Here is a 25,433-nt window from a genome sequence, read left to right as displayed (position 1 = left end):
CTTTTGTCCGTCTCGGGGGAACCATCGAGCATCCGACGATGGTCTCGCTCCCAGAACCGCTTCGCAGACTGGACCCGAGCCGCCGCATCCGCCACGTCATCTACTACCTCACCGGCCTCGTGGCGCTCGTGTTGCTGTACACCCTGGCGTACAACTACGCGCTGGCACGCCTGGAGGGCGTCGACCAGTCCATCTTCGCGTCGTTCGAGTTCGTCATCCAGACGATGACGACCACCGGGTACGGGCAGGACTCGGACCTCTGGAGCCACCCACTGATGTTCCTGTTCGTCGCCGCGATACAGCTCTCGGGTATCGCCATCGGCTTCTTCACGCTCCGGCTCATCATCATCCCGCTGTTCACCGGGGCCGAGGTCAACCTCGACGACCGGCTCAGCCGCAAGAACGACCACGTCGTCATCTGCGAGTACCGCCGCGACTCCGCGGTGTTGCTCGACGAACTCCGTGAACTCGGCATCGACTACGTCCTCATCTCCTCCTCGCGGGAGAACGCGGAGGAGCTCTCGAACCGCGGGTACGCCGCCATCCACGGCTCCCCGCAGGAGACGGAGACGTTCGAGCGAGCCAGCATCGACACCGCGCGGGCGGTCATCACCGACGCCGGCGACGCGAACGTCAACACGATACTCACCGTCAAGTCGGTCCGCCCCGAGGTCGAGGTCATCGCGCTGACCGACGACAGCGAGATGGCGGACGTCCTGCGGGCGGTCGGTGCGGACACCGTGCTGTCGCCACACGGCGTGCTGGGACACCGCCTCGCGGAGAAGGCTGTCGCGACGTTCAGTGCCGACCTCCGGGACACCATCGAGATCGGCGGCGACACGCGGCTGATGGAGCTGCCGGTCTCGGACACCAGCGAACTGGTCGGCCGCAAGATACGCGAGGCGAGGGTCAGGGAACGGACCGGCGCCACCATCGTCGGGGCCTGGATCGACGGCGAGTTACAGCTCCCGCCGAGCCCGGACGCGGTCGTCAAGCAGAACACCGTCCTGCTGGTGTCGGGCGAGGAGCGGGCCCTCGAGCAACTGAGCGAGTTCATCCGCCCGCCACGGTCGTTCACGGAGCACGAGCGGTTCGTCCTCGTCGGGCTGGGCGAGGTGGGTCACGCCGCCAGGTCGGTCATCCAGGAGGCCGGCGGCGAGGTCGTCACGGTCGACGTGGCGGACCGGCCCGAGGTGGACGTGGTCGGTGACGGCGGGTCCCGGGCGGTCCTCCGGGAGGCGGGCGTCGAGGAGGCCGGGGCTATCATCGTCGGCGTCCCGGACGATTCGGCCGCGCTCCTCACGACGGTCCTCGCACAGTCGCTCAACCCCGATATCGAGGTGCTGGTGCGCGTCAGCGACGCGGACACCACCCAGAAGGCGTTCACCGCCGGTGCCGACTACGTCCTGTCGGTGCCGCGGGTGAGCGCCAGGATGGTCGCGAAGGAGCTCCGCGGCGAGGACGTGCTGGCCCCGGCGAGCCAGATCCGGCTCGTCCGCGTGCCGACCAGTCCCTTCGCCGGGTCGACGCTCGCGGGCTCGAACATCTACGAGCAGACCGGCTGCCGGGTCATCGCCATCGAGGACGCGGCCGGCCAGACGGTGCCGGTCGACCCGGGGCGGGAGTTCACCGGCGACGAGCGGATGACCATCGTCGGGTCCGACGAGGCGGTCCAGCGGTTCCTCAAGCGGTTCGACGTGTCGCCGACGGAGTTCCGGTGAGCGCGGGGCGCCTTCACTCGCGATGGACAGTGCCGGAACCGGAACTTACACGAAGAATTATGAACGTACCGGCGGAAGCGTCCCCCATGAGCCGGTTCGAGCAGTTCGGGCACGAGCGACGGCGGCAGATATACCAGTACGTCGAACGTCGCGGTGCGGTCGAGCGCGAGGAGGCGCGCCAGAACGTCCTGGTGCGGCCGGAGAGCGCGTCGAAGCCGGCGCGGTCCGGCCCCGAGCTTGACCCCTCGGTCCCGATGCCGGCCGAGGAGTTCGACAGGCACGTCGCCGCACTCGTCGGCGACGGCTACCTCGAAGAGCGCGCGGGCAAGCTCCGGGTCGCGCTCCCCGTCGAGGACGAGGAGGCGACGGTCGAGCTTCCCGAGGCCGAGGCCACCGTCCGGCCGGCCCGGCAGGAGGACATCGCGGGCATCGTCGACGTCATCGAGGCCATCGCGGCCAGGGACGAGTACGTCGTCGCGAAGCGCCTCGCACAGACGGTGAGCCACGACGAGGTGCTCAGGCGGCACAACCGGAGCGAGAACCGCGTCTTCTTCGTCGCGACCGTCGACGACGAGCCCGTCGGCTGGCTCCACGTCGAGGCGGTGCAACTGCCGATGATGGACCACACCGCCGAGTTGACCGTGGGCATCCTGGAGGACTACCGCGGCCACGGCCTCGGGTCAACGCTGATGGAGCGCGGCCTCGGCTGGGCGCGCTCGCAGGGCTACCGGAAGGTGTACCAGAACATGCCGGCGACGAACGAGCAGGCGATCCGGTTCCTCGAGGAGGCGGGCTGGACCGCCGAGTCCGCCCGCGACGGCCACTACCTCATCGACGGCGAGCTGGTCGACGAGGTCCAGCTGGCCATCTGGGTCGACGAGTAGGTCGGGCGAAACTTTTCTACGGTCGCGGGTGAACCGCCGACGAGTACCACGTATGGGCGGGACACTGGAGTACGACGAGGCGGAGGCGCGCCGGGAGGAGGCCATCTACCGGACGCCCGCGGCGGCGGCCCGACGGAAGCGGGTCAGGGACCTGCTCGCGCTCGACCCCGGCGAGCGCGTCTGCGCCATCGGCTGTGGCCCCGGGTTCGAACCGCTCGAACTCGGCCGGGCCGTCGGGGCGACCGGCCAGGTCCTCGGGATCGACCGGAGCGACGCGATGCTGTCGCTGGCGGCCCGGCGTTGCGACGGCCAGCCGCAGGTGACGCTCTCGAAGGCGGACGCCCGGTCCCTGCCCGTGCCCGACGGGGCGGTCGACGCGGCGACCGCGGTGCAGGTGTACGAGTACCTCGACGACCCCGCCGACGCGCTCGCGGAACTGGCACGGGTGCTGCGCCCCGGCGGCCGCGCCGTCGTCTGTGACACCGACTTCGACTCGCTGGTGTGGCGGTCCGCGGACGACGAGCGCATGGCTCGCGTCCTCGACGCGTTCGACGACCACTGCCCCCGCCCCCGGCTCGGCTCGGCGCTGGCCCCGTACCTGCGCGACGCCGGGTTCCGTATCGAGCGCGTCGAGCCGAACACGATGCTGAACACCCGTCTCGACCCGGGCCGGTTCGCCTACCACCTCATGGCGTTCATCGAGGACTACGCGGCCGACCACGAGGCCATCGGCCCGGACGAGGCGGCCGCGTGGGTCGCGGACCTCCGCGAGCAGGACGAGGCCGGCGGGACGTTCTTCACCGTCACGCAGTACTGCTATCTCGTCCGGAAGGCGGCGCGGTAGCCCGTGCCGGTGGACCCGCCGCCAATGCTCAGTTCTCCGATACAACTTTGCCGCACGGCCGCGACCATCGGGTATGTCCTCCCCGAATCGCCGTCGGTTCCTGCTCGGCGCGGGCAGCGTCGCCAGCGTCGGACTGGCCGGCTGCACCGGTGTCCGGGAACGCCTCGGCGACCTCCGGCGCGAGTCCCCGGACCGCCGCGTCGCGCCGGACTGGCGGCCCGGACCGGGGACGTGGGCCGAACGCGGCCACGGCCCGGCGAACACGAAGCACAGTCCTCACGCGACGCCCCCGCGAGAGGAACCGGCAATCGCCTGGCGGCACGACCTCGACGGGTCGTACGACGGCGATATCGTGGTCGCCGATGGGAGGGTCTTCCTGGCGACCGATACCCACCTGCTGGCTCTGGACGCCACTGACGGGACGCTCCGGTGGGAGCACCCCCTCGACGCCCCGTGCCAGCTCAAGTACGTCGACGGCCGCCTCTACCAGCTGAACTGGGACACGCCCGAGTCCGACGTCGTGGCGTGGGCGTCCGACGGAACCGAACGGTGGCGCACGACCCTCCCCGGGCAACTTCGCGACGTGCACGAACAGGACGGCTACGTGTTCGTCACGGCGAGGGACAGGTACTGGACGCTGCACGCCGACACCGGGGCTGTCGTCCGGGCGCGAGACCAGTGGGTCCGGTACGTGGCTTCGGCGGGTGACGCGGTGTACGCGACCTACGGTGGGTCCCTCGTCCGGTACGACGTCGACGGACGGACCCTCGCGCAGCGGTGGCGAGCACGGAGTGACGCCGTGGGGACCCACGGGCGCCCCGTCGTCGTGGGTGAGCGAGTGTACGTGCCACGACAGGACTTCTCTGGCGACGGTGAGGGCGTGGTAGCGTACGACCCGGCCGGCGAGAAGCGACTCGGGGTCACGTTCGACGAGGGACCGCCACACCTGACTTGGACCGGTGATGGGCTACTCCTGGAGCCGACGACGACGGGCGACTGGAGCGGCCTGCTCGCGCTGGCCCCAGACGGGAGCCGGCGCTGGCGAACCGATGCGGTCGGAGGCGCCACCCCGATCGCCGCCGACGGCACGGTGTTCACGGGGTTCCCCCTGACCGCGCTCGACGCCCAGACGGGCGACCGGCTCTGGGAGCTGGACCTGGGTGGCCCGCGCCGGTTCGCGGCCGCGGGGTCGACGCTCTACGTCGGGACCCGCGAGGCCGTGTTCGCACTGCGAGCCTGACCTCGTGGGCGGGTCCAACACTTACCTCACGAGGGTGTGAAGAAGGCACATGGCAACCGGCACGGACCTCCTCGTCGCGGCGCTCATCTTCGGCGGTATCGGGCTGTTCCTGGTCGGCGCGGGCCTCCGCGAGGCCTATCTCGCGTTCCGGCTGTGGCGCATCCGACCGGTCCCCATCGGAGGACTCGACGAGGCCGCGGGGACCGTCACGGTCTCCGGGACCGTCGAACGACTCGACGAGACGGTGCGGGCGCCGCTGACCGGCACGGACTGTCTGGGGTACGCCTGGCGCGTCCTCGGGGTCCAGACGACCCGCGGGTTCGACGGTCGGATAGAACAGTCCTACCACCAGCTCGGCACGGGCCGGAAGGCCGTCCGGTTCCGGCTCCACGACCCGACCGGAAGCGTCGTCGTGGACCCGGACGGGGCGGCGCTCCGATTGCAGGAGGAGCACGTCGTCGACCCCGTCGACGACCCGGTTGGGCGTCGCGCCGGCACCCTGCCCGGGGTCGACTTCGACGGGCCTCGCCAGTACTACGAGGCGCGAATCGACGAGGGCGAGACCGTCGTCGTGCAGGCCGGCGTCCGCCCCAGCGACGACCCGCGCCTCGACGTGGAACGCGTCGGCGTCCAGCTCTCCGGGCGCGGCATGTACGTCTCCGACACCGGGCAACGACAGGCGATGCGACGGTCCGCGGGTGCGGCCGCACTCTCGCTGGTACTCGGGCTGGCCGCCCTCGCGGTCCTGGCCGTCATCGTCGGCGTGGTCCCGCTGTGACCGCCCCGAATCTGTAAGCCGGTTTCGCAGCGCTCGTCGAGTCGACGTCGCCGGGTCGCCGTCGTGGAGCTGACGACGAGTACCGGGCCGGCGCCGCGGGTCGCAGGGGAGCCGTGAGCGCTCAGAAGAGACCGAGTTGCTGGCAGGAGTCGAACCGGTCGTCGTCGAGGTAGACCGCGTCGCCGCGGCGTTCGACGCCGATTGGGTTCAACTCGTCGCCGCTACAGGGGCCGCTGGTGCAGAACCCGTCGTCGCAGTTGAACTGTGCGCCGTGCTTGTGGCAGACGATCTGTCCCTCCCTGACGAGGGCGCCGAGGCCCTTGTCGAGTTTCACGTCTGGTTCGTGGGGACAGGAGTTCTCCCAGGCGAGGACCGAGTCCCCGTTCCGGCACAGGAGTGCTTCGCGACTGTGCCCGCCCGCCGTGACCTCGAACCGGAGCGTCCCGTTCGCCGGGACCTCCTCGAACGCGGCGATGTGGTGTGGCCCGGGCGAGTTGCCCATTCCGTGTTCCTCTCGCATACCCTGACGTATTTAGGCCGCCCTAAAAAGAGTTGTCGAGGCGCGTTGACGGGTCACCAGAGCGAGATACCGGGACACCAGCCGGCGCCCGGCCCCCTGCGAGCAGTACCAGTTAGGGCCTATCGTGATAGCCGCCGGCCGCCTGGTATCGACCGATGCGACCGACCCGCACCCTGACCGTGCTCGTGGTTCTCCTGCTGGTCGCGGCGCCGGTCCTCGCGCACGTTCCGAACTTCCCGGTGGACAACACCAGCCCGGAGCAGGCCGTCGAGGTCCCGGACGCGGTGAAATCGTGGTCGTTCTACGACAGACTCGGGGACGGTGGCGCGAAGTACTACCGGGTCACGCTGTCGCCCGGCGAGCGCCTGCAGGTCGGGACGTTCACTCCCCGGGGCGGCGAGTTCACTCCCTCACTGGTCGTGATGAGTCCCTCACTGGAGGGAACCGGGGACGTGCCGGCGGGCGTGACGGTCCCCGAGGGGATGGGCGCCGTCGTGGTCGAGGGTGAACGCCCGGCGTCGGCCAGCTACGAACCGTTCGCGCCCTCGGCGAACTACCACACGGCCGAGTTCAGCAGGCAGGTCGAGACCGAGACGACGTACCTCGTCGCGGTCTACGAACCGGCGAACCGGAGCGGCCCTGCCGGGGTCGCACTCGGCTACAGCGAACAGTTCTCGCCGGTCGAGTACGCGATGGTCCCGTTCGACCTCGTCCGGACCCACCTCTGGGCGGGCCAGCATCCCCTCGTCGTCCTCGGCCCGATGCTCCTCGCGCTGGTGGCCGGTGCGAGTCTCACCAGGAATCGCTGGCGGGAAGACTGGGGGTCCGTCCCTGCCCGCCTCCTGTTGGCGGGTGGCGGGCTGTTCGTGCTCGGTAGTGGGCTGAACACGGCGCTCCAGATGGGGTTCGCCCTGCTCCGGACCGGGCCGACCGCCGGGGCGGTGGTCACGGGTCTGTTCGTCGTCGTCCCGGTGCTCTGTGGCGGCTGGGCGCTCGGGCTCGCACTCCGGGGCGACCTCGAACTCACCGCGGGCCGTCGGGCCGGTATCGCGGCCGCAGGTGGGCTGGCGCTGCTCACCTGGGCGGGGTTCATCATCGGCCCCGCCGCCCTGCTGGTCGTCGCGGTGGCTCCCGGCCGCGTGCTGAAGACGTAGAAGACGGGTCCAGAGTCGGCTGGCCTACAGGTCGGCGACGTCCTCGATGGCGTCGGTGAGAGCCTTGATGGACTCGAGGTCGTGTTCGCCCATGTGCCCGATGCGGAACGTCTTCTCGCCGAGGGCGGAGCCGTACCCGTTCGAGAAGACGTAGTCGTACTGCTCGGAGACTGCCTCGATGGTGGCGGCCACGTCGATGCCCTGGGTGTTCTCGATACAGCTCACGGTCTGGGACTCGTAGCCCGTCTCGGGGAACATGTCGAAGTGCTCGTGGGCCCAGTCGCGGGTGTACTCGGCCATCTCGCGGTGGCGCTGGTCGCGCCCCTCGTGCCCCTCCGCCAGCATGTGCTTCATCTGCTTCCGGTACGCGAGCATGACCGGAATCGCCGGCGTGGAGTGGGTCTGGCCCTTGCGGTCGTAGTAGTCGAGACAGCGCTGGAAACCGCCGTACCACGACGCCTCGTCCTTGCCGACCTCGCGGTCGTAGGCGTCGTCGCTGACGACGCAGACCGCCAGCCCCGGCGGCATGGCGAACGCCTTCTGGGTGGACGCGAAGATGACGTCGATGTCGTGCTCGTCGATGTCGACGTAGTCGCCGCCGAGGGCGGAGACCGCGTCCACGACGAAGTAGGTGTCCGGGTACTCCGCGACCACGTCGCCGATCTCCTCGATGGGGTTGCGGACGCCGGTCGAGGACTCGTTCATCACGGTCGCGACCACGTCGTAGTGCTTATCGCTCTCCTCGAGCGTCTCGCGGATGTCCTCGGGCTTGATGGCCTGGCCCCACTCGTACTCCAGCCGGTCGACGTTCTTCCCGAGTCGCTCGGCGACGTTGGCGTGGCGCTCGCTGAAGCTCCCACACGTCGGGACGAGGATGTTCTCGTCGACGAGGTTGAGCGTCGAGGCCTCCCAGAACTCGGTGCCGGAGGCCGTGAGGACGATGACGTCGTTGGTCGTGCCGAGGAAGTCCTTCGTGTCCTCGACGATGGTCGTGTAGAGGTCGGTCATCCGGTCCATCCGGTGGCCGAACATCGGCTGGGCCATCGCCTCGATGACGTCCTCGCGCACCTCGGTCGGGCCGGGGATGTACAGTGTCTTCTCGGGATAGTCGTCGGTATACTCGCGTTTCTCGGTCACGTGAACCACCTGAGTACGCTCCACTGCGTCGCCGGGTGGCATGGTACTTGTGATACCGGTTCCTTTGGCGCCGCGCCGCGGGCTCGCGAGGATAGTGGAAGATGGCAGGAATGGCGGCCGTCGGGTGGCAGACCCGGACCGGGCGACAGGTACCGGCGGCGGTGGCAGCCGCGCCGGCGAGGACGTGCACTGTGGTTGGCAGACAGGAACTCGCCCCGCCCATGGTAGTGTATGGCAGACGTTCGGGGCGGTGCGATGCTCCCTGTCGGGTGATTACCTCACCCTCACACTACCGTAGGCGCGCCGCGAAGATAACCGATCCAGTTCCCGACAGGTGACGAAACCACGGGGCGGGAACCGGGCCCGACCCCACGCAGGAGCGTCCTCAGGAGAGCCAGGAGGCGTCGGCGACGATGCCGCCCCGGTAGGTCCAGACCCGGCGACGGCCGACCAGCACGCCGCCCTCGTCGCCCGTCGTCAGCGACGCCTCGTCGAGGTCGCCGTCGCGGAACGTCGCCTCGACGTCGACCGTCCTGTCGGCGGCGGCCTCGAAACCGTCGTAGATGAACGCGGGGCAGGGCGCTGCGTCGGGCCCGTCACGACGGAGGCGCACCACGACGACGTCCTCGCCGTCGTGGCCCGTCCGGCGGGCGACCGAGACGCGCTCGAGTTCGTCGGGGGCCACGTCGACCGCCGCCTCGGCGAGCAGGGACGAGAAGGCCTCCGAGCCCCGGAACAGGCGCTCGTACCGCGTCGCACCGGCGTCGTCGAGCGGAGCCTCCTCTGTCATCGTCCAGAGTATCGCGGAGGTGAGTGATGAGTCCTCTGGCAGCCGGGGACCTGGAGTGACTGCCGGTCGTCAGTCGTCGCTGACGCCGAGGTCGGCGTCGTTGTCGTAGACCGTGAACCGGCCGACGTCGACGTGTTCGGAGAGCGTGTAGGCGCCCCCGACCAGCAGGACGAGGCCGATGAGCAGGGCGGGAACCGCGGGCAGTCCGTAGCCACTCGCGAGGAAGAGCAGGGTCGCGATGACCCCCGCGAGGACCGCGTACGGTATCTGCGTGTTGACGTGGTCGACGTGGTCGCTCGCCGCGAACATCGACGAGAGGACGGTCGTGTCCGAGATGGGCGAGCAGTGGTCACCGAACAGCGCGCCCGTCAGGATGGCCCCGATGGCCGACGGGAGCGGCGCGCCCAGCTGGTAGGCCAGCGGGACGGCGACCGGGAACAGGATACCCATCGTCCCCCAGGAGGTGCCGATGGAGAACGCGATGAGCATCGAGGAGACGAACACGATGGCGGGCAGCATCGCGGCGGTGATGACGCCCTCGGAGATGCCGACGATGAAGGGGCCGACGCCGAGCGTCTGCGAGACCGCCCCGATGGACCACGCGAGCGAGAGCACCGCGACCGGGAACATCACCATCTTGAAGCCCTCGAAGATGGCGTCGGAGACCGGTTCGAGGCCGACGCGGGCGTGGCCGACGAGGATGGCGAGGATGCTCCCCGCCCCGGCGAAGGCCGCCCACAGGATGGCGTTCGCGGTCGAGGCGTTCGAGATGGCCTGTACGAGGTTGTTCCCGAGCGTCTCGAAGTTCATGCCCAGCAGGGGCGTGACGACCGCGTCGACGGTCAGACCGCCGGTGAACAGCAGGCTGAACCCGGTCATGAACACCAGCGTGACGATGGGCACCGCGAAGTACCACCAGCGCGGGTCGAGGTCCTCGGGCGTCTCGATGTCGTCCTCCTGCGTCTCGATGAGGGGGTCGGCGTCGTCGCGCAGGACCTTCCCCGTCTGCTCGGCCCGCTGCTCGGCGCGCTTCATCGGACCGAACTCCCAGTCGGTCAGGATGACGATGAAGACGAGCGCCATCGCCAGCAGGCTGTAGAAGCGGAACGGGAGGCTCTTCAGGAACATCACGAACGGGTCGGCCTGGATGCCGAGGTTCGTGAACTGCTGGCGGATGAGCCCGACCTCGAAGCCGAGCCAGGTCGAGACCACGGCGACGCTCGCGGTCGGCGAGGTCGTCGAGTCGAGGATGTACGCCAGTTTCTCGCGGCTGATCTCGAACGTGTCGGTGATGGGGCGCATCACCGACCCCGTGATCATCGTCGACGCGTAGGAGTCGACGAAGATGAGCATCCCCAGGGTGGCGGTGCCCACCTCCGCCTGCTTGCGCGTCTGGATGCGCTCGGCGATGCGGGTCGCGAGCGCCGACATCCCGCCGGAGAGGAATATCATCCCCAGCATCGCGCCGACGAAGAAGGTGAACAGCAGCAGTTTCATGTTCCACGTTGCGGTCACGTTGCTCACCACGAACTCCAGGGCACGGGCCGCACCGGCGATCGGGTTGTAGCCGGTCAGGATGGTTCCACCGAGCCATATCCCCGCGAACAGCGACAGCAACACCTGTCGCGTCTTCAGGGTCAGGCCGATGGCGACCAGTGCCGGGAGCAGGCTGATGACGCCGTGTGTTTCTCCAGGCATCAACCGGAGTTGCTAAGGCAATCTGAAAAGATTGGTGTTCTGACGGCGCAACTGTTACGTTTCTGTCCCTACTCGGCCCAAAATATGCGTATTCGTGATTGCATCCGTTCACATTCGAACATCGTTCACCACCTGCACGGTCGGCGCGAGACCGGTCCGGTCACGCGGTCGAGACGGTACTCCCGTCACCCGACCGGGGTGGTCTCGGTGACGAGCGGGAACGTGACCTGTCGGCGGACCCGGTAGCGCCGCCGCCCCAGCGTGGTGTCCTCGCTGAGCACGACGTCGAGGTCGAGGAACAGCTCGGCGACGGGGTGGACGCGCGACGGTTCGAGGACGAACTCGAGCGTCAGGTTCGCGTCGCCGGGTGCGCGGCCACGGACCTGTCGCCCGAGGTCGGCGGCGCGCACCACCGTCCAGCCCGCGGCGTCGGTCGTGACCGAGAGCGGGTCCCAGCGGTCGTCCACCATCGGCCGGACGTAGACCGCGGCTTCGTGGGCGCTCCCGTCGCTCGGTGGGGCGCGAAGTTTGAGGGCGATGCGCTCGGTCCGGAGCCCCCTGCGGTGGTGGAACAGGGCGAACATCGGAATCCGGGGCTGCCCGGTCGGCTCGGCGGGCACCGGCGTCACCTGTCGAACCGTCAGTACGAACGGCAGGTCCTCGCCGCCGAACAGCTGGTGGCGCTCCATCCCGTCGCGGTCGACGGTCTCGCCCGTCCAGTCGATGGTCGTCTCCGGGCGGGTGCTCCGGCTCCCCAGGCAGCCAGCGAGCGAGAGGAGGCCGCCGGCACCCGCGGTGGCGAGCCATCGCCTGCGGGAACAGCGGGGACGCGAGTCCGGTATCATGCCCGAGATACGACGTATCGACCGATAGCTGTGCCGTGAGACTAGCTGTCCTCGTGCACTGCCGCCGGTTCCTCGCCCTCCTTCGTCCACTTCTTCTCGACGGCCCCGTTCGCCAGCACGACCACGTCACCGCCGTCGAGTTCGATGCGGGACTTGCGCAGGCCGATGCTCCTGACCTCGCCGGTCACCCCGTCGGTCGTCACCCGGTAGCCGGGGTTGAAGTCGGGGTCGCGCAGCAGGTAGACGCCGGCGACCGTGTCGGCGATCATCCCCGAGAGGGCGTAGGAGACGCCGAGGGCGATGAAGCCGGTCGCGGTGCCGAGGCTGGCCGCCACGTCGCCCATCCCGAGTATCTTGAGCAGGGCGAGCCCCGCGGCGAACCAGAGGAACAGGCCGGCGACGGTCACGCCGAGGCTCACGATGAGGTCCTGCTCGTCGGGGTAGATGGCGTCGAGGGCGCTGCGCGTGATCCGCAGTGCGATCTTGATGCCGACGTAGGAGAGGGTGAGGAAGACGAGCCCCATGACGAGCCGGGGGAACGCGTCGAGGACGCCCGCCTGGAAGGTGGTGAAGGTCTCCTGTACGAGTTCGACCAGGAAGTCGGCTGGACCGGCCATGGGCCGGTCGTCGAGTGCCGCGGACAAAACGGTTGGGTGACGGGACGTAGGCGGTCACCCCTCGTCGGCGCGGTCGCCCAACCGCCCGGCGAGTTCCGCCGCGACGCCCGTCAGGTGTGCCGTCCCGAACAGGGCGACGAGGAGGCCACCGAGCGTGTTGTACCCGAGGTCGAGCAGGGTGTCGTCGAGGCCGTACTGGGTGAGGACCGTTCCGGTCCCGAGTGCCCCCGCGAGGACGCTGATGTAGAACTCGAGGAGTTCCCACACGACACCGAAGGCCATCACGAACACGAGCAGGTAGACGAACAGGAACCGTGGCGGCAGGACGATGGCCTCGGCGTGTTCGTCCAGTGCCCGGGCCACGGCGTAGGCGACCCCGGCGACGAGCGACGACGACAGCGCGTGGGTCATGTGGTCCCACCACCACGTCGAGCCGTACAGCGTCGCGAGGTCGGCGCCGGGCAGTGGCAGGGTCCCCAGCGCGTGCAGGAACATCGCGACGGTGATCCACAGCACGAGGCCGACGCTCATCGTGAACCGGTAGTTGCGTTCGAGGTACGCCGGGAGGAAGGTCACACAGAGCCCGACGGCGGCGTTGACCACGACGCCGGCGTTCCCGAGCCACACCCCGACCGACAGGATGCCGAACATGACCGCCTGCAGGGTGTGGACGAGGGTGCCCTGTCGCTCCGGCGTGAGCCCGACGCGGCGCGCGACGCTCATGCGACCTCACCCTCGGCGGGGGTCGCGCCCGGGGCCGGGAGCCCGAGCTGTCTGCGGAAGTACCACCGGAAGACGAGCCCACCGACGACGCCGCCGAGCAGGGCCGCGGTGAACACCTGCATCAGCTCGGTGTTGGTCGCGACGAACCCGGTCCCGAGGTAGGTCGCCGAGAGAGCCGACCCGACCGCCCAGTAGCCGGCGAACGCCAGCGTCGTGAGGACGGTGAACGCGACCGCGACCGCGGCCGTCATCCGGACCGTGGTGACCAGCTGGAGCGTCGCGACGAGCAGCATGCCGAGGCCGGCGATACCGACGCCGGTGACCACCATCCCGACGAAGGCGGTCGTCTCGAACGCGCCGCCGAGCAGTGGCACCACGGCGAGCAACAGCAGTGGCCAGGGGACGGTCGTCGTCCACGACCGCGAGACGAGTGCCGGCGCGACCGCGATCAGCACCGCACTCAGCCCGAGGACCACGTCGACCACCCTGAACCGGAGCAGGCTGGACAGCGTCGCCAGTACCAGGAGGGCGGTGAGGACCCATGCGACGCCGGCGTTCACGCGACTGTGCGATTCGAACCATTCCCGTCGTAGCTCTTGGCTCATGTCTCCCCCTCGAGGACCCTGCCGGCCGGAGCAACCGCCCCGGTCATGCGTGTCAGTGCCTCACAGGAGCGGAGGGGACAGGCTCGAATAAGGATTTTTCGCGCCTGCTGGGGGGTCGGTCGATGCCGGAGCGACACATCGTCTCGGCGTCCCCGGTGTGCTCCTGCACTTATCTGCGAAGCGCCCGTCTGACCATGCATGGGACTGTTCCGGAAGTTCGGACGGCGGGTCGGCCGTCTCACCGAGGAGGCCCGCGAGGCGAAGGAGGCGCACGCCACGTATCGCTGTACGGAGTGCGAGGCAGGGTTCTACGAACACGAGGGCGAGTGCCCGGAGTGTGGCGGCCCGGTCGTCGTCGAGGCTGATGACGAAGCGGACGACGAGCCCGCCGACCGCGAGCAGACGCCAGACTCTGCGCGAACGGACGACCCCGAGTAAGCCGCCGGCCAGCGACTGCCAACGTTTTTGTCGACCCCACGACAGAGGCCACCATGGCCGACGATGGCGACGACGAGCGGTCGCTGGCGCACGAAGCCGTCGGCGTCGTCACCGGCGTCGCGACCGTCGTGCTGGCGCTGGTCGCGGGACTCGCGGCCGGCTTCGAGGTACTGCTGTTCCTCGTCCGCCTGTCGAACCGTCCCCGGTTCGCCGGGCAGGTCGACACGCCAGCGGTCGCGGTCGGGCTCCTCGCCGTCGTACTCGTCAGCGTGGCCGTCTTCCTCGCCTGCATCTACGTCGCCTCGCGGCTGTTCGAGGCGGTCGAGACGCGGGTGACCTGAACGCTACTCGTCGACGCGAACGAGGACCTGCGTCGCGAGGGGTTCCGGGAGGCTCTCTGCTCCCTCCTCGCCAGCGACGTCGACCGTCACCATCCCGAAGGGGGCGACCTCCGCGACCGTGAGTCTGGCACCCGGTTCGATGCCGGCGGCGACCAGGTACGAGAGGGTCTCCTCGTCCTGCGTGCCGATGCGGGTCACCTCGGCGGCAGTTCCCTCGGCGACGTCGACCAGCGAGACGGCCGCTGACTCACCGCGGAGTTCGAGGCTCGCGTCCGGGATGGGGTCGCCGTGGGGGTCGACCGCGGGGTGGCCGAGCACGCGGTCGATCTCCTCGCAGAGTCGGTCGCTGATGTGGTGTTCCAGCGCGTCCGCCTCGGCGTCGACCTCGCTGATGGCGAAGCCGAAGTGCTCGGTGAGCAGCGTCTCGACGAGGCGGTGTCTGCGGACGATACGGAGGGCTGCGCGTTCACCGTCAGGGGTGAGGACGACCGGCCGGTACGGCTCGCGGTCGATGAGGCCGCGGTCGGCCAGCACCTCGAACATGCTGGTGACCGAGGGGCGACTGACGCCGAGGCGGTCGGCGAGGTCGGCGTTCGACACCCGGCCCTCGGCGGCCCGTTCGAGGGTGTAGATCTGCCGGAGGTAGTCCTCCATCACGGGCGTCAGGTCGGCCGTCGCGTCGCGCTCGTCCCGCGCGTCGGGGCCAGTCGTCGCCATCTCAGTCGGAGGTGGCCTGGCTCTCGGCGCCCTCGCTGGCGTCGATGCTGCCGACCGTCGGCGTCGCATCCTCGCCGGTGCGGGCCTGGACCTTCCCGGCGACGACGGTCACGGCGTAGATGGCGACCGCGACGAGGACGATGACGCCCCCGGCCGTGGCCTCGCCGTAGTAGGCGACGGCGATGCCGACCGTGACCGCGAGTTCGGCGAGGACGACCGAGACGAGCAGCGACTCCGTGAAACTGCGCGAGACCTGTGCCGCGCCCGCCACGGGGACGACCAGCATCGCGGCGACGAGGATGACGCCCATGATCTGCATCGCGCCGACGACCACGAGCGCGGTCAGCATCACCATGACGCGGTTGTACCAGTTCACGTCGATACCGGCGACCGCGGCGGCCGTCTCGTCGAAGGTGACGTACAGCAACTGGTTCCGGGTGAGGCCGACCACGCCGACGATGACGAGGAACAGCACCAGCAGGATGGCGGCGTTCTCGGCCGAGACGGTCGAGAGGTTGCCGAACAGGTACTGGTTCACGCCGACCGCGAGCCCCCCGGCGTTGATGCTGATGAGCACGGTCCCCAGCGCGAACCCGGTCGAGAGCACGATGGCCATCGACACGTCGTTGTAAGCGCCGGTCGCCTCGGAGATGAGTTCGATGAGCAGCGCCGCGATGACCGCGACGACGACCGCCGTGAGGTAGGGCGAGACGCCGAGGTTCAACACGGCGTTCAGGAACAGCCCGATGGCGACGCCCGCGAAGGCGGTGTGCGCCAGCGCGTCCCCGATGAGCGCCAGCTGGCGGTGGACGAGGAACGTCCCGATGAGCGGGGCCATGACGCCGATACAGAGCCCGACGAGGATGGCGCGGTGCATGAAGCCGTACTGGAGGAACTCGATGCCGGTCGCGTCGTACAGCCCGTTCATCAGCACGGTCCATAGCGAGAGGAACCAGTAGAACGGTGCCAGCACGGTGTCGAGGGGGCTCGACGACTGGAGCAGCAGGCCCGACAGCGCGCCGGGTCCCGTCATCGCGAACCACCCAGCAGGCTGGCGGCGGTCCCGAAGGCACGGCCGAGGGCGTCGCTCTCGACGAACTCCTCGGTCGGCCCGTCGAAGTACACCTCGCGGTTGAGACAGACCACGCGCTCTGCGTGCTCGGTGACGGCGCTCAGGTCGTGCTCGATGAGCAGGACGGTGATGCCCTGCTCGTTGAGCGATTCGAGCAGGTCGTAGAACGCGTCGACCGACTCGACGTCGACGCCGACGGTCGGTTCGTCGAGTACGAGGAGTTCGGCCTTGCCGGCGAGCGCCCGGGCGATGAACGCGCGCTGGCGCTGGCCGCCCGAGAGCTTCGTCACCCGGCGGTCCGCGAAGGCGGTCATCCCGACCGTCTCCAGCGCATCGTCGACGATCTTCTCGTCCTCGGGGGAGAGGAGGCCGAAGCCGACGTGGGGGAACCGCCCCATGCGGACGACCTCGCGGACCGTGATGGGCATCTCCTTCGAGGCGCTGGCCTGCTGGGCGACGTAGCCGATGCGGGCCCCGTCGTCGAACTGGTGGGAGGGTTCGCCGAAGAGCCGGGCCGTGCCGGTGTCCGGGCGCAGGAGCCCGAGCATGAGCTTCATCAGCGTCGACTTCCCCGAGCCGTTCGGGCCGACCACGGCGACGTACTCCCCGCGGTCGATGCGCAGGGAGATGTCCTCGACGACCCGGCTCGCGGTGTAGCCGAAGTTCACGTTCGAGAGTTCGACGACGGGGTCGTCCGTAAGACGCGCACCCGTCGTCGCGTCGTCGGCCGGGGCGCTCATTCGAAGTTCCTCCACTGCTCCGCCCAGCCGTCGGGGCCGACGTCCTCGGGCGCCTCGTTCCCGAGAACGACCTCGAAGGTGGGCATGTTGATGTTGTAGGCGATCTCCTCGTAGCCCCAGTTGTTCTCGACCCACTCCTCGCGGACGCCGGCGTACGGCGTGACCGGGAAGTACGCCTCGACCTGCGTCTCGGCCAGGAGCTGCTTCGCGGGCTTCCGGGACTCGAACACGCCGTTGCCGATGTATCGGATGTCGTTCTCCTCGATGGTCTCCTTGGCCTTCGTGATGTCCGAGGGCTTCACGTCGCCGCTGGCGGCGAGGTTGACGACCAGTGGCCGCATCTCGACGCCGTAGCGGACGCCGATGTACTGGAAGGCGTTGTGCGCCGCCAGCTGGACGACCTTCCGGTCGGCGCGGTCGAAGATGTCCTGGTAGTCCGAATCGATGGTCTCCAGCACGTCCGTCTTGTACGTCTCGGCGTTCTCGCGGAGGGTGTCCTCGTGGTCGGGCGCGAGCTCGACCAGCCCCTCGGTGATGTTGTCGACCGAGATCTTCGCGCGCTGGGGGTCGAGCCAGAAGTGCGGGTCCTTCCCGCGGTTCTGGCCGACGCCCTCCTCGTCGGGGTCGAGGGTCGCCGCGAGGTCGGCCAGCTCGACGCCCTCGCGGACGTTGATGAGCTGCGTGTCGACGTTATCGTCCTTCAGCGTCTGGATGGCGCGGTCCGCCCAGGGCTGGAAGTCCTCGCCGACGTGGATGAAGGCGTCGGCCTCGATGATGTCGCGGGTGACGCTCGCGTTCGGCTCCCAGCCGTGGCCGTGCAGCCCGGTCGGGACGAGGTTCTTCACCGTGACGGGGGTGTCGGTGGCGAGCTTGCGCGCGAAGTCGAAGAAACTGAAGAAAGACGCGACTGCCACCGGACCGTCCTCGGAGCCGTCCGACTCGCCGGAGCTGGTGCCGCCGGAGACGTTGCCGAGACAGCCCGCAGCACCGGTCGCGAGGAGTCCCGCGCCGGCGGCCAGTGCACGCCGTCTGGTCACCTGTCGCCTGTTACTGGAACGCGTGTTCGATTCTGCCATTATCGGACTTAGAGTGAGTATGGTATTTAGTAGTAGTGCTCTAAATACCGAATTAGACAAATCTAATCCACTCGGGCCGCCCGTCTCGCCCCGGTCCCACACTGGCTCGGCCGAAGACCTTTCACTCGCCGGGCGCAGGTGCGGGTATGGACGGGGACCGGTCCACGGAAACTGGCGTGTCGCGGCGACGGCTCCTGCAGGCGGTTGCAGGGGGTGGCACCGCGGCACTCGCCGGCTGCTCGCTGCTGGAACGCGAGTCCGACGCGACGGCGACGACCATCGAGGACGACCGGGCGACGGCGCTCGCCGAGCGGTTCGCGCCGCGGCTCTCCTTCGACAGGTACGAGCGCTGGTTCCCGACGGACCCGCGCCAGTACGAGCACGAGGAAGACGGCGAGACCGTCGTCGACGGGTTCGACGCGTTCGACGGCTACACGAAGCAGTTCGAGGCGGGCGGTGAGCCGCCCGCCCCGACCGTGTTCTACCACGCCGTCGAGTACGAGGAGTCGCCGCTGGCGGTCGTGCAGTTCTGGTTCTACTCGGTGTTCGACCAGTTCACGACGAACTTCCACTGGCACGACTGGGAGCTGTTGCAGGTGTTCGTCGACACCGAGACCGACGAGCCACAGCTCTACGTCGCCAGCGCCCACTCGCGGAAGGTCCCGAACAACGAACACCTCGACCCCCAGCAGCGCCCGCGCATCCTCGCCGAACTCGGGTCGCACTCGAGCACCGTCTCGCTCAACGAGCGCCCGGAGAGCTTCCAGCGCCTCCCCGTCGGCGACGTGGCGGCCGACATCACCAACCGGGGGCTGGAGGCGCTCGAATCGCTGTCCCAGCTCCCCATCGCCTACGGGCTCCCCCGGGACGAGGGCGGGCGGTTGCCCTACGTCGTCCCCGAACTCGACGGGGCGCCCATCTACGAGCACGACCGGCTGCCGTCGGTCGACCGCGAGAGCCTGGTCGACGACGCGGTCACCATCCGGTCCTACGACGCGCTCTCCAGCCCGCCGGGGTCGATTCCCGCACGCGAACCCGGCCTGACGATGGAGCACGCGGGGCGGGAGGACACGGGTGCCGACGCCACCTACGACCTTGTCCCCACCACCGAGGCCGAGCACATCTCGGCGTTCACCGGGCCGCAGTTGAGCTTCGAGTTCGCGATTCCGGGGTTCGTCGAGGACGCGGTCGCGGGCCACATCACGACGGCCGGCGTGCCCTGGGACCAGACCCGGTACGCCAACCCGGCCGCCGACATCTCCGAACCGGCCCACCGCGCGACCCTCGCGGACCGGTACGACGCCATCGGCGCGCCGAGCGCGGTCAACAGCGTCATCGCCACGGTCTCCCGGACCATCTCGTCGGACGAGGCACCCGACGGTCAGGGCGTGACGACCGCCGAATCGCCCGTCGAGACGATGGCGCTGCTGGAGTCAGAGCCAGAGGCGGTCCCGACCTTCCGCGGGGTCGCGATGGTCCAGGACGTGCCCGCGGGCGAGCACCGGCTCACGGTCAACGGTGCCGGCTTCGAGCCCCACAGCGAGCCGGTCGGGGTCGAAGACGGCGGCAGCACCGCGGTCGCCGGCGTCGAGGGCGAGATACCCCTCGTGGCCAGCGAGGACGCCGTGAAGCTCCGAGTCGACGCCGACGGCACCGACGCGGACCTGACGGACGTCTCGGTGGCCGACGACTTCGGCGGGAGACTATACGAGGCCAGCATGGACGGCCCCGACGCCGTCTACGTCCACCGCGGCGGCGCGTACACCACCGAGGTCAGGGACAGCGACGACGCCATCGGAGCGTTCCGGGTCCGGCCCGGCACCGGCGCCGGTGATGGCGACAGCGACGACAGCGACGGCGACGACAGCGAGGTGACCATCGAGCGCCCGGACACCGGCAAGGCGTCGCTCTCGCGCTTCCTCGCCGACATCTCGGCCGAGACCGCCACCGACGTCGACCGGGCCACCGGCGCGGACGACGATGGGCGCCCGAGTTCCGTCAACGGCCTCGTGCAGGCGCTCGAAGCCATCTCCGAGGCCGCCGACCGGGCGGCGAAACGGGCGGCCGAGACGGACTCGAAGGGTGCCGACCGCGCCCTCGAGGCGGTCACCGAGTCGCTGGAGCGGGCCTCCCAGCGCCTCGCCGAGGCGCGCGAGGACGTGCCGGCGCCGACCGCGAAGGCTTCGGAGAAGCGCCTCGCACAGGCGGACCGCCGGGCTGAACAGGCGCTGGCGTCCGAGAAGCTCTGAGCCGTTCCGAAACCACTTAGCGCCACGACCCGTTCTCGCCGGGTATGAACCGGGACCGCTTCGTCACCCTCTCGCTGGTCGCCTTCGGGCTCGTGGTCACCAGTTTCATCGTCCTCGGCGTCAGTCGGATATTCCTCGGCTACCGGACGGCACAGCTCCTCTCGGCGCCCATCGGGCTCGTCGGGTTCGGGCTCGTCCTCGTGCTGTTCCTCGACGCGGTCCGGACCACGGTGGTCGGGTCGCGCGACCAGTGACGAACCGACAGCGGTCAGGAGGTGGCCGACACCCCCGGTAGCAGCAGACGCGGAAGAAACGGTTTTTCCTCGCCCGGCCGAACCGTGGCGTATGAACCTGCAACCGGTGGCCGACCTCGGCCCCGACGACCGACGGAACCTCTTCGAGCGGGACGCCGGCATCGACGAGATCCGCGGCGACGTCCGCGACATCGTCGAGCGCGTCGCCGAGGAGGGCGACGTGGCGGTCCGGGAGTTCTCCGAGGAGTTCGACGGCGTAGCGGTCGGCAACCTCGACGTCTCCGACGCGGCCGAGCGCGCCTACGAGGACCTCGACGAGGAGTTACGCGAGACCATCGAGACGGCGGCGGCGAACGTCCGCGAGTTCCACGAGCGCCAGGTCCCCGACGACTGGCGCGACGAGTTCCCGAGCGAATCCGGCACACGCGAGCTGGGCCGGCGCTTCCGACCCCTCCAGCGCGTCGGCGTCTACGCGCCCGGCGGGACCGCGGCGTACCCGTCCTCGGTCATCATGGGCGTCGTCCCCGCGAAGGTGGCCGGCGTGGACGAGGTCGTCGTCTGCACCCCGCCCGCCGAGGAGCTGAACCCGGTCACGCTGGCGGCCATCCACGCCGCCGGCGCGGACGAGGTGTACTCCGTGGGCGGCGCCCAGGCCGTGGCCGCGATGGCCTACGGGACCGAGTCCGTCCCGGCGGTCCAGAAGGTCGTCGGACCGGGCAACCGCTGGGTGACGGCCGCGAAGGCCGAGGTGCAGGGCGACGTAGCAATCGACTTCCTCGCCGGTCCCTCGGAGATCCTGGTCGTCGCCGACGAGACGGCGACCCCCGAGTACGTCGCTGCCGACCTCGTCGCCCAGGCCGAGCACGACCCGAACGCCTCCGTCGTCTGCGTCACCGACGACGAGGCCCTGGCCGAGGCCGTCGTCGAATCGGTCGACGAGCAGGTCGGCGAGCGCGAGCGCGAGGCGACCATCCGCGAGGCACTCGAGAACGACGCCTCAGGCGTCTTCGTCGCCCGGTCGATGAGCGAGGCCATCCTCTTCGCCGAGGAGTACGCCGCCGAGCACCTCTCCATCCAGGCCGACGACGACGAGGCCATCCTCGACCGCATCTCGAACGCCGGTAGCGTCTTCCTCGGCCCCTACACCCCGGTCGCGGCCGGCGACTACGCCTCCGGGACGAACCACGTCCTGCCGACCGGCGGGATGGCGAAGCGCCACGGCGGCCTCTCGGTCGACTCGTTCCTGCGGTCGACGACGGTCCAGCGACTCGACCGCGACGGCCTCGACTCGCTCTCGGACACCATCACGACGCTCGCAGAAGCCGAAGGGCTTGACGCCCACGCCGAGAGCGTCCGGAAACGGTTCGAGTAGTCACGGCCCTGGAAAAGCACTTCGAGCGATTCTGCCGAATCCGCCTAGTCGACGCCCTCCGGCGAGAGGTCGGTGTCGACGCCGATGCCACACAGGGCCATCGGCTCGCCATCGTCGTCGGTCAGCATGGTGGCGCTGAGTCGCTTCGGGACCGTCTCTCCCGACTTCGTGAGGACCCGTGCCTCGTAGACGACGGTCTCGCCCGCGTGGACCTCCTCGATGACCGAGGCGATCCGCTCGCGGTCCTCCTCGGCGAAGAACTGCTCCGGCGGTAACTCGCGCATCTCCTGTTCGGTGTAGCCCATCAGGTCCTGCAACGCCTGGTTCCAGCGCCAGGCCGTCCCGTCCGGGTGCGAGATGTAGAACGTGTCCGGGAGGGCGTCGAGGGCGGCGTCGAACAGTTCGCGTTCCTCCCTGAGTTGCTGTTTCGCCTCGTGCTGTTCGGTCACGTCGCGGGTGTTGACGACGAACCCCTCGACGGCGGGGTCGTCGCGGCGGTTCGCGGCCCGCGATTCCAGGACGTGCCAGGTCCCGTCGCCGTGCTCGAACCGGTAGGTCGCCGTCGGCCGGACCGAGGGGTCGTCGAGACACTCGCGGAAGGCGGTCTTCACGGACTCGCGGTCGTCGGGGTGGACGTACTCGAAGGAGCTCGTGCCGACGAGTTCTTCGGGGGGATAGCCGAGGATGCCCTCGGCGGCCGGGCTGACGTACTGGAAGACGCCCTCGGCGTCGAGGATGGCGACCGAGTCCGAGGAGTACTCGATGAGCGCCCGGTAGCGCTCCCGGCTCTTGCGGCGCTCGCGCTCGGCTCTGTACTTCGCGACGGCGTTGTCGATGCGGTTCGCCAGCACGAGGTAGCGGTCGGTGCCGCCGCCCTTCTGGAGGTACTCGGTCACCCCCGCGGAGATGGCCCGGCTGGCGATCTCTTCGGACCCCTTCCCGGTGAAGAGGATGAAGGGGAGGTCGTGGTGGCGCTCCTGCACCGCCGAGAGGAACGTCAGCCCGTCCATCCCGGGCATGTCGTAGTCGCTCACGATGCAGTCGTAGGTCGCATCGCCGTCGAGTTTCGACAGTGCCTCGTGTGCGTCGGTCTCCGTCTCGACGACCATGCTGTCGTGCTCGCGCTCCAGCATGGTCTTGGTCAGGTCGAGCAGCGCCTCGTCGTCGTCGACGTGAAGCACCCTGATGGAGCGCGACATTCAACCGGGAGAACCCACCGACGGGATTTAGAGATGTCGGCAACGGTCCTGACATGTCATGTGAGGTCGGCAACACAGTTAACATCCGTCGCGCCGATAGTTCGTAGCATGAGTACGGGAACCGCTGAGGGCGACGTCGGCACCCGCATCGAGGTGACGGAGACGGCCGCCGACGAGGCGCTGTCCCTCCTCGAGAGCGAGGACATGGACACCGACGTCTCGGGGCTTCGACTGTTCGTCCAGCAGGGCGGCTGCGCCGGCCTCTCGTACGGGATGCGATTCGACGACGAACCGGAGTCCGACGACACCATCTTCGAGCACCACGGACTGCGCGTCTTCGTCGACCCGGCGAGCATGAAGTACATCGAGGGCAGCGTGCTCGACTACGAGGGCGGGCTGCAGGGCGCCGGCTTCCACGTCGAGAACCCGAACGTCGTCAGCGAGTGCGGCTGTGGCGAATCGTTCCGGACGTAACCGAACCACTCGTTCTCACGAGAAGATTTATTCTCGACGTGTTCGCAGAGGAGAACATGTCCCCGAACCAGCAGTGGGAGTACAAGGTGGTCGAACTCTCGTCGTCCTTCTTCGGCCACGAGACGAAGGTCGACGAGGAATCGCTGAACGAACTCGGTGCCGAGGGGTGGGAACTGGTCGAGACGCTGTCGGAGGGCGGTGGCAACACGCAGGCGCTGGTGTTCAAGCGCGAGAAGTGACTGGCTGGTGTCGGATTGCCGCCGCGAGAAGGGTGTGAACGCAAGACCCGCGTCTGGCTCGGCGCGGGGTCGCCATGACGCTCCCGTGCTACTCCTCCAGTCTGAAGGCCACCTCCACTTCGGCCTGGTACTCGCGGTCCGCCGCCGAGGCGATCTCGACGCCGAGTTCCTGTACCTCGATCCAGTGGACGTTGTTCAGCGTGTCCTGTGCCCGGTCGATGGCGTCGTCGGCAGCGGCCTCGAAGCTCTCGTTGCTGGTGCCGATGAGTGTTATCTTCTTGAATACCATTCACGTGCTACCACTCACCATGGTAACTTAAACCTAGCCGCGGCGTCCGTCGATTCCACCCGTCTTCGGCCCGCAGCCTGACCTGTCAGGCCGTCCGTTGCTCCAGTCGGTGCCGGATGGCCCCGACCACGTCCGAGAGGTACGCCTGCCCCCAGACGGCCACGACGAGGCCGCCGAGGGTGTTGAACAGGAGGTCGCGCATGGTGTCGTCGACGCCGAACTGCGTGAGGAACGCCTTCCCCTCGTAGACGTTCGCGAGCAGCCCCAGCGCGAACTCCACCACCTCCCAGACGACCCCGAAGGCGATGACGAACGAGAGGATGAAGACGAACGTGAACCGTGGCGGGAGGTAGATGTCGTCGCGGTGCTCGTCGAGGGCCCGGACCGTGGCGTAGCCGGCCCCGGCGACCACCGAGGACGACAGCGCGTGGGTCATGTGGTCCCACCAGGAGGTGGCGACGTAGAGGTTCTTCGACATGCCGGGCAGTCCCGCGGTCCCGAGCGCGTGCAGGAACACCGCGGACGTGATCCACAGCGTCAGGCCGGCGTCCATCGGGATACCGTAGTCGCGTTCGAGGAGCGCGGGCAACTGGAGCACGAGGAGGCCGATGCCGGCGTTGACGACCACGCCCGGGCTCGGTTCGTAGAGGCCGACGAAGAACAGGCCGACCAGCCCGATCTCCATGGCGCGGCTCAGGAGGTGCTGGGCGCGTTCCGAGATGCCGAGGTAGTCCCGTATCCTCATTCGTCGGCCACCTCCTCCGCGAGTTCGGTCAGGCCCTCGTGGGCGACCTCCTCCGCGGCGTCCAGCGCCCGCCGGGCGACCTGCCGGCGCCGGCGGAAGTACAGCTCGAAGGTGACCCCGGCGCCCAGCCCCGCGGCGGTCGAGTAGACGAACTCCCACATCAGCAGGTCGAGGTCGTCGGGGCCCTCGTAGAAGGGCGTGCCGAGGTAGATGTGCGAGATCCACCGCAGGATGGCCCAGACGCCCGCGGCGGCGAGCGTCATCACGACGACGGTGAGGATGGCGAAGCCGACGGTCATCCGGACCGACGTGAACACGTGCAACTCGACCGCGACGATGAGTGCGACCGCGGCCACCGCGAGGTACGTCGCGAGCGCGCTCGACAGCGCGTTCGTGGCGAACACCCGGCCGATGACCGGGAGCGCGGCGAGCAAGAGCACCTCCCACGGGAGCATCACCCGGGGCGAGCGGAACGCGACCGGCGGGACGAGCGCGAGCGCGGCGACACCCACAGCGAAGGCTGCCCAGAGGAGCTCGCCGAACAGGACTTCCTCGACGGCGGTCAGGCCGACGAGGACGACCAGTAGCCACGCGAGCGCCGCGTTGACGCGGTGTTCTTCGAAGAGGCGACCGAGGTCCTGCGCCGTCATAGCTGGGCGTTGGCACCCGGCC

General features: G+C 69.1%; 29 protein-coding genes. 13 read left to right on the top strand and 16 right to left on the bottom strand.

Annotated features, from left to right (window positions below):
• Positions 1-38 precede the first annotated feature (38 nt).
• From NOV86_RS04275 to NOV86_RS04255, 5 genes are all read left to right on the top strand, one after another.
• Entirely contained in the window at positions 39-1,721 is a 1,683-nt protein-coding gene (locus NOV86_RS04275) for an NAD-binding protein (RefSeq protein WP_267640014.1), read from the top strand.
• A gap of 86 nt (positions 1,722-1,807) precedes the next feature.
• The gene (locus NOV86_RS04270) at positions 1,808-2,605 is read left to right on the top strand and encodes a GNAT family N-acetyltransferase (RefSeq protein WP_267640013.1); all 798 of its coding nucleotides are present in this window, start codon (positions 1,808-1,810) and stop codon (positions 2,603-2,605) included.
• Between the two features lie 52 nt (positions 2,606-2,657).
• Positions 2,658-3,449, top strand: coding sequence for a methyltransferase domain-containing protein (locus NOV86_RS04265; protein ID WP_267640012.1), 792 nt, complete (start codon positions 2,658-2,660; stop codon positions 3,447-3,449).
• A 73-nt stretch (positions 3,450-3,522) separates the two neighbouring features.
• Positions 3,523-4,689 (top strand): outer membrane protein assembly factor BamB family protein, encoded by a 1,167-nt coding sequence (locus NOV86_RS04260; RefSeq protein WP_267640011.1) that lies wholly within the window; start codon positions 3,523-3,525, stop codon positions 4,687-4,689.
• A 49-nt stretch (positions 4,690-4,738) separates the two neighbouring features.
• The gene (locus NOV86_RS04255) at positions 4,739-5,467 is read left to right on the top strand and encodes a hypothetical protein (RefSeq protein ID WP_267640010.1); all 729 of its coding nucleotides are present in this window, start codon (positions 4,739-4,741) and stop codon (positions 5,465-5,467) included.
• A gap of 121 nt (positions 5,468-5,588) precedes the next feature.
• Here NOV86_RS04255 and NOV86_RS04250 read toward each other — a convergent pair whose 3' ends face one another.
• Positions 5,589-5,987 carry a Rieske (2Fe-2S) protein gene (locus tag NOV86_RS04250; protein WP_267640009.1) on the bottom strand — a complete coding sequence of 133 codons (399 nt, stop codon included), beginning with the start codon at positions 5,985-5,987 and terminating at the stop codon, positions 5,589-5,591.
• A gap of 155 nt (positions 5,988-6,142) precedes the next feature.
• Here NOV86_RS04250 and NOV86_RS04245 point away from each other — a divergent pair, with 155 nt between their 5' ends.
• Entirely contained in the window at positions 6,143-7,141 is a 999-nt protein-coding gene (locus NOV86_RS04245) for a hypothetical protein (protein ID WP_267640008.1), read from the top strand.
• A 24-nt stretch (positions 7,142-7,165) separates the two neighbouring features.
• On the opposite strand, the gene NOV86_RS04240 is transcribed toward NOV86_RS04245, so the two are convergent.
• The 7 genes from NOV86_RS04240 to NOV86_RS04210 all read right to left on the bottom strand — a co-directional run bounded on the left by NOV86_RS04240 (position 7,166) and on the right by NOV86_RS04210 (position 13,556).
• On the bottom strand, positions 7,166-8,278 hold the full coding sequence (locus NOV86_RS04240; RefSeq protein WP_267640007.1) for a pyridoxal-phosphate-dependent aminotransferase family protein: 1,113 nt from the start codon (positions 8,276-8,278) through the stop codon (positions 7,166-7,168).
• A gap of 385 nt (positions 8,279-8,663) precedes the next feature.
• A complete protein-coding gene (locus NOV86_RS04235) occupies positions 8,664-9,068 on the bottom strand; it encodes a hypothetical protein (RefSeq protein ID WP_267640005.1) in 405 nt (134 codons plus the stop codon).
• A 69-nt stretch (positions 9,069-9,137) separates the two neighbouring features.
• Positions 9,138-10,766, bottom strand: a complete 1,629-nt coding sequence (locus NOV86_RS04230) for a Na+/H+ antiporter NhaC family protein (protein ID WP_267640004.1) — start codon at positions 10,764-10,766, stop codon at positions 9,138-9,140.
• 185 nt (positions 10,767-10,951) lie between these two features.
• Positions 10,952-11,611: a DUF8121 family protein gene (locus NOV86_RS04225; RefSeq protein ID WP_267640002.1), complete on the bottom strand. Its 660-nt coding sequence runs from the start codon at positions 11,609-11,611 to the stop codon at positions 10,952-10,954.
• Between the two features lie 41 nt (positions 11,612-11,652).
• Complete coding sequence (locus tag NOV86_RS04220) at positions 11,653-12,228, bottom strand: mechanosensitive ion channel domain-containing protein (RefSeq protein ID WP_267640000.1); 576 nt, start codon at positions 12,226-12,228, stop codon at positions 11,653-11,655.
• A 54-nt stretch (positions 12,229-12,282) separates the two neighbouring features.
• The gene (locus NOV86_RS04215; protein ID WP_267639999.1) at positions 12,283-12,951 is read right to left on the bottom strand and encodes a DUF2238 domain-containing protein; all 669 of its coding nucleotides are present in this window, start codon (positions 12,949-12,951) and stop codon (positions 12,283-12,285) included.
• A complete protein-coding gene (locus NOV86_RS04210) occupies positions 12,948-13,556 on the bottom strand; it encodes a hypothetical protein (protein ID WP_267639998.1) in 609 nt (202 codons plus the stop codon). Before NOV86_RS04210 ends, NOV86_RS04215 begins: the two co-directional genes overlap by 4 nt.
• Positions 13,557-13,754: 198 nt before the next feature.
• Between NOV86_RS04210 and NOV86_RS04205 the strand changes: the two genes are divergently transcribed.
• The gene (locus tag NOV86_RS04205) at positions 13,755-13,994 is read left to right on the top strand and encodes a hypothetical protein (RefSeq protein WP_267639997.1); all 240 of its coding nucleotides are present in this window, start codon (positions 13,755-13,757) and stop codon (positions 13,992-13,994) included.
• 53 nt (positions 13,995-14,047) lie between these two features.
• A complete protein-coding gene (locus NOV86_RS04200; RefSeq protein ID WP_267639996.1) occupies positions 14,048-14,335 on the top strand; it encodes a hypothetical protein in 288 nt (95 codons plus the stop codon).
• A 3-nt stretch (positions 14,336-14,338) separates the two neighbouring features.
• Here the strand turns inward: NOV86_RS04200 and NOV86_RS04195 are convergent, their stop codons facing one another.
• The 4 genes from NOV86_RS04195 to NOV86_RS04180 are packed head-to-tail and all read right to left on the bottom strand — an operon-like array spanning position 14,339 to position 17,940.
• On the bottom strand, positions 14,339-15,052 hold the full coding sequence (locus NOV86_RS04195; RefSeq protein ID WP_267639994.1) for a metal-dependent transcriptional regulator: 714 nt from the start codon (positions 15,050-15,052) through the stop codon (positions 14,339-14,341).
• 1 nt (position 15,053) lies between these two features.
• Positions 15,054-16,085 (bottom strand): metal ABC transporter permease, encoded by a 1,032-nt coding sequence (locus NOV86_RS04190; protein ID WP_267639993.1) that lies wholly within the window; start codon positions 16,083-16,085, stop codon positions 15,054-15,056.
• On the bottom strand, positions 16,082-16,864 hold the full coding sequence (locus NOV86_RS04185; RefSeq protein WP_267639991.1) for a metal ABC transporter ATP-binding protein: 783 nt from the start codon (positions 16,862-16,864) through the stop codon (positions 16,082-16,084). Before NOV86_RS04185 ends, NOV86_RS04190 begins: the two co-directional genes overlap by 4 nt.
• Complete coding sequence (locus NOV86_RS04180; protein WP_267639990.1) at positions 16,861-17,940, bottom strand: metal ABC transporter substrate-binding protein; 1,080 nt, start codon at positions 17,938-17,940, stop codon at positions 16,861-16,863. Before NOV86_RS04180 ends, NOV86_RS04185 begins: the two co-directional genes overlap by 4 nt.
• Positions 17,941-18,086: 146 nt before the next feature.
• Here NOV86_RS04180 and NOV86_RS04175 point away from each other — a divergent pair, with 146 nt between their 5' ends.
• The 3 genes from NOV86_RS04175 to hisD all read left to right on the top strand — a co-directional run bounded on the left by NOV86_RS04175 (position 18,087) and on the right by hisD (position 21,815).
• A complete protein-coding gene (locus NOV86_RS04175; protein ID WP_267639989.1) occupies positions 18,087-20,189 on the top strand; it encodes a hypothetical protein in 2,103 nt (700 codons plus the stop codon).
• A 44-nt stretch (positions 20,190-20,233) separates the two neighbouring features.
• On the top strand, positions 20,234-20,443 hold the full coding sequence (locus tag NOV86_RS04170) for a hypothetical protein (RefSeq protein ID WP_267639988.1): 210 nt from the start codon (positions 20,234-20,236) through the stop codon (positions 20,441-20,443).
• A gap of 91 nt (positions 20,444-20,534) precedes the next feature.
• Entirely contained in the window at positions 20,535-21,815 is a 1,281-nt protein-coding gene (gene hisD / locus NOV86_RS04165) for a histidinol dehydrogenase (RefSeq protein WP_267639987.1), read from the top strand.
• Between the two features lie 44 nt (positions 21,816-21,859).
• On the opposite strand, the gene NOV86_RS04160 is transcribed toward hisD, so the two are convergent.
• The gene (locus NOV86_RS04160; RefSeq protein ID WP_267639985.1) at positions 21,860-23,014 is read right to left on the bottom strand and encodes a PAS domain-containing response regulator; all 1,155 of its coding nucleotides are present in this window, start codon (positions 23,012-23,014) and stop codon (positions 21,860-21,862) included.
• A gap of 108 nt (positions 23,015-23,122) precedes the next feature.
• On the opposite strand from NOV86_RS04160, the gene NOV86_RS04155 reads away from it, so the two are divergent.
• The gene (locus NOV86_RS04155) at positions 23,123-23,488 is read left to right on the top strand and encodes a HesB/IscA family protein (protein ID WP_267639984.1); all 366 of its coding nucleotides are present in this window, start codon (positions 23,123-23,125) and stop codon (positions 23,486-23,488) included.
• A gap of 56 nt (positions 23,489-23,544) precedes the next feature.
• The gene (sp36, locus tag NOV86_RS04150) at positions 23,545-23,727 is read left to right on the top strand and encodes a Sp36 family protein (protein WP_267639983.1); all 183 of its coding nucleotides are present in this window, start codon (positions 23,545-23,547) and stop codon (positions 23,725-23,727) included.
• 88 nt (positions 23,728-23,815) lie between these two features.
• Here the strand turns inward: sp36 and NOV86_RS04145 are convergent, their stop codons facing one another.
• The 3 genes from NOV86_RS04145 to NOV86_RS04135 all read right to left on the bottom strand — a co-directional run bounded on the left by NOV86_RS04145 (position 23,816) and on the right by NOV86_RS04135 (position 25,411).
• Positions 23,816-24,016 (bottom strand): dodecin, encoded by a 201-nt coding sequence (locus NOV86_RS04145; protein WP_267639982.1) that lies wholly within the window; start codon positions 24,014-24,016, stop codon positions 23,816-23,818.
• 85 nt (positions 24,017-24,101) lie between these two features.
• On the bottom strand, positions 24,102-24,761 hold the full coding sequence (locus NOV86_RS04140) for a DUF2238 domain-containing protein (protein ID WP_267639980.1): 660 nt from the start codon (positions 24,759-24,761) through the stop codon (positions 24,102-24,104).
• Positions 24,758-25,411, bottom strand: a complete 654-nt coding sequence (locus NOV86_RS04135) for a hypothetical protein (protein ID WP_267639979.1) — start codon at positions 25,409-25,411, stop codon at positions 24,758-24,760. Before NOV86_RS04135 ends, NOV86_RS04140 begins: the two co-directional genes overlap by 4 nt.
• Between the last annotated feature and the right edge of the window lie 22 nt (positions 25,412-25,433).

Origin of the sequence: Haloarchaeobius amylolyticus (assembly GCF_026616195.1) — an archaeon.
GTDB classification, from domain to species: domain Archaea; phylum Halobacteriota; class Halobacteria; order Halobacteriales; family Natrialbaceae; genus Haloarchaeobius; species Haloarchaeobius amylolyticus.
This window is presented reverse-complemented; position numbering and strand designations above follow the sequence as displayed.

Bases quoted from the DNA above. Each gene is read 5' to 3' on its own strand.
- NOV86_RS04135 (WP_267639979.1), bottom strand. From the start codon at position 25,411: ATGACGGCGCAGGACCTCGGTCGCCTCTTCGAAGAACACCGCGTCAAC.
- NOV86_RS04200 (WP_267639996.1), top strand. From the start codon at position 14,048: ATGGCCGACGATGGCGACGACGAGCGGTCGCTGGCGCACGAAGCCGTC.
- NOV86_RS04215 (WP_267639999.1), bottom strand. From the start codon at position 12,951: ATGAGCGTCGCGCGCCGCGTCGGGCTCACGCCGGAGCGACAGGGCACC.
- NOV86_RS04185 (WP_267639991.1), bottom strand. From the start codon at position 16,864: ATGAGCGCCCCGGCCGACGACGCGACGACGGGTGCGCGTCTTACGGAC.
- NOV86_RS04230 (WP_267640004.1), bottom strand. From the start codon at position 10,766: ATGCCTGGAGAAACACACGGCGTCATCAGCCTGCTCCCGGCACTGGTC.
- NOV86_RS04160 (WP_267639985.1), bottom strand. From the start codon at position 23,014: ATGTCGCGCTCCATCAGGGTGCTTCACGTCGACGACGACGAGGCGCTG.
- NOV86_RS04260 (WP_267640011.1), top strand. From the start codon at position 3,523: ATGTCCTCCCCGAATCGCCGTCGGTTCCTGCTCGGCGCGGGCAGCGTC.
- NOV86_RS04265 (WP_267640012.1), top strand. From the start codon at position 2,658: ATGGGCGGGACACTGGAGTACGACGAGGCGGAGGCGCGCCGGGAGGAG.
- NOV86_RS04145 (WP_267639982.1), bottom strand. From the start codon at position 24,016: ATGGTATTCAAGAAGATAACACTCATCGGCACCAGCAACGAGAGCTTC.
- NOV86_RS04155 (WP_267639984.1), top strand. From the start codon at position 23,123: ATGAGTACGGGAACCGCTGAGGGCGACGTCGGCACCCGCATCGAGGTG.
- NOV86_RS04270 (WP_267640013.1), top strand. From the start codon at position 1,808: ATGAGCCGGTTCGAGCAGTTCGGGCACGAGCGACGGCGGCAGATATAC.
- NOV86_RS04245 (WP_267640008.1), top strand. From the start codon at position 6,143: ATGCGACCGACCCGCACCCTGACCGTGCTCGTGGTTCTCCTGCTGGTC.
- NOV86_RS04210 (WP_267639998.1), bottom strand. From the start codon at position 13,556: ATGAGCCAAGAGCTACGACGGGAATGGTTCGAATCGCACAGTCGCGTG.
- NOV86_RS04190 (WP_267639993.1), bottom strand. From the start codon at position 16,085: ATGACGGGACCCGGCGCGCTGTCGGGCCTGCTGCTCCAGTCGTCGAGC.
- NOV86_RS04225 (WP_267640002.1), bottom strand. From the start codon at position 11,611: ATGATACCGGACTCGCGTCCCCGCTGTTCCCGCAGGCGATGGCTCGCC.
- NOV86_RS04205 (WP_267639997.1), top strand. From the start codon at position 13,755: ATGGGACTGTTCCGGAAGTTCGGACGGCGGGTCGGCCGTCTCACCGAG.
- NOV86_RS04220 (WP_267640000.1), bottom strand. From the start codon at position 12,228: ATGGCCGGTCCAGCCGACTTCCTGGTCGAACTCGTACAGGAGACCTTC.
- NOV86_RS04255 (WP_267640010.1), top strand. From the start codon at position 4,739: ATGGCAACCGGCACGGACCTCCTCGTCGCGGCGCTCATCTTCGGCGGT.
- NOV86_RS04175 (WP_267639989.1), top strand. From the start codon at position 18,087: ATGGACGGGGACCGGTCCACGGAAACTGGCGTGTCGCGGCGACGGCTC.
- NOV86_RS04180 (WP_267639990.1), bottom strand. From the start codon at position 17,940: ATGGCAGAATCGAACACGCGTTCCAGTAACAGGCGACAGGTGACCAGA.
- hisD (WP_267639987.1), top strand. From the start codon at position 20,535: ATGAACCTGCAACCGGTGGCCGACCTCGGCCCCGACGACCGACGGAAC.
- NOV86_RS04140 (WP_267639980.1), bottom strand. From the start codon at position 24,761: ATGAGGATACGGGACTACCTCGGCATCTCGGAACGCGCCCAGCACCTC.
- NOV86_RS04170 (WP_267639988.1), top strand. From the start codon at position 20,234: ATGAACCGGGACCGCTTCGTCACCCTCTCGCTGGTCGCCTTCGGGCTC.
- NOV86_RS04235 (WP_267640005.1), bottom strand. From the start codon at position 9,068: ATGACAGAGGAGGCTCCGCTCGACGACGCCGGTGCGACGCGGTACGAG.
- sp36 (WP_267639983.1), top strand. From the start codon at position 23,545: ATGTCCCCGAACCAGCAGTGGGAGTACAAGGTGGTCGAACTCTCGTCG.
- NOV86_RS04275 (WP_267640014.1), top strand. From the start codon at position 39: ATGGTCTCGCTCCCAGAACCGCTTCGCAGACTGGACCCGAGCCGCCGC.
- NOV86_RS04250 (WP_267640009.1), bottom strand. From the start codon at position 5,987: ATGCGAGAGGAACACGGAATGGGCAACTCGCCCGGGCCACACCACATC.
- NOV86_RS04195 (WP_267639994.1), bottom strand. From the start codon at position 15,052: ATGGCGACGACTGGCCCCGACGCGCGGGACGAGCGCGACGCGACGGCC.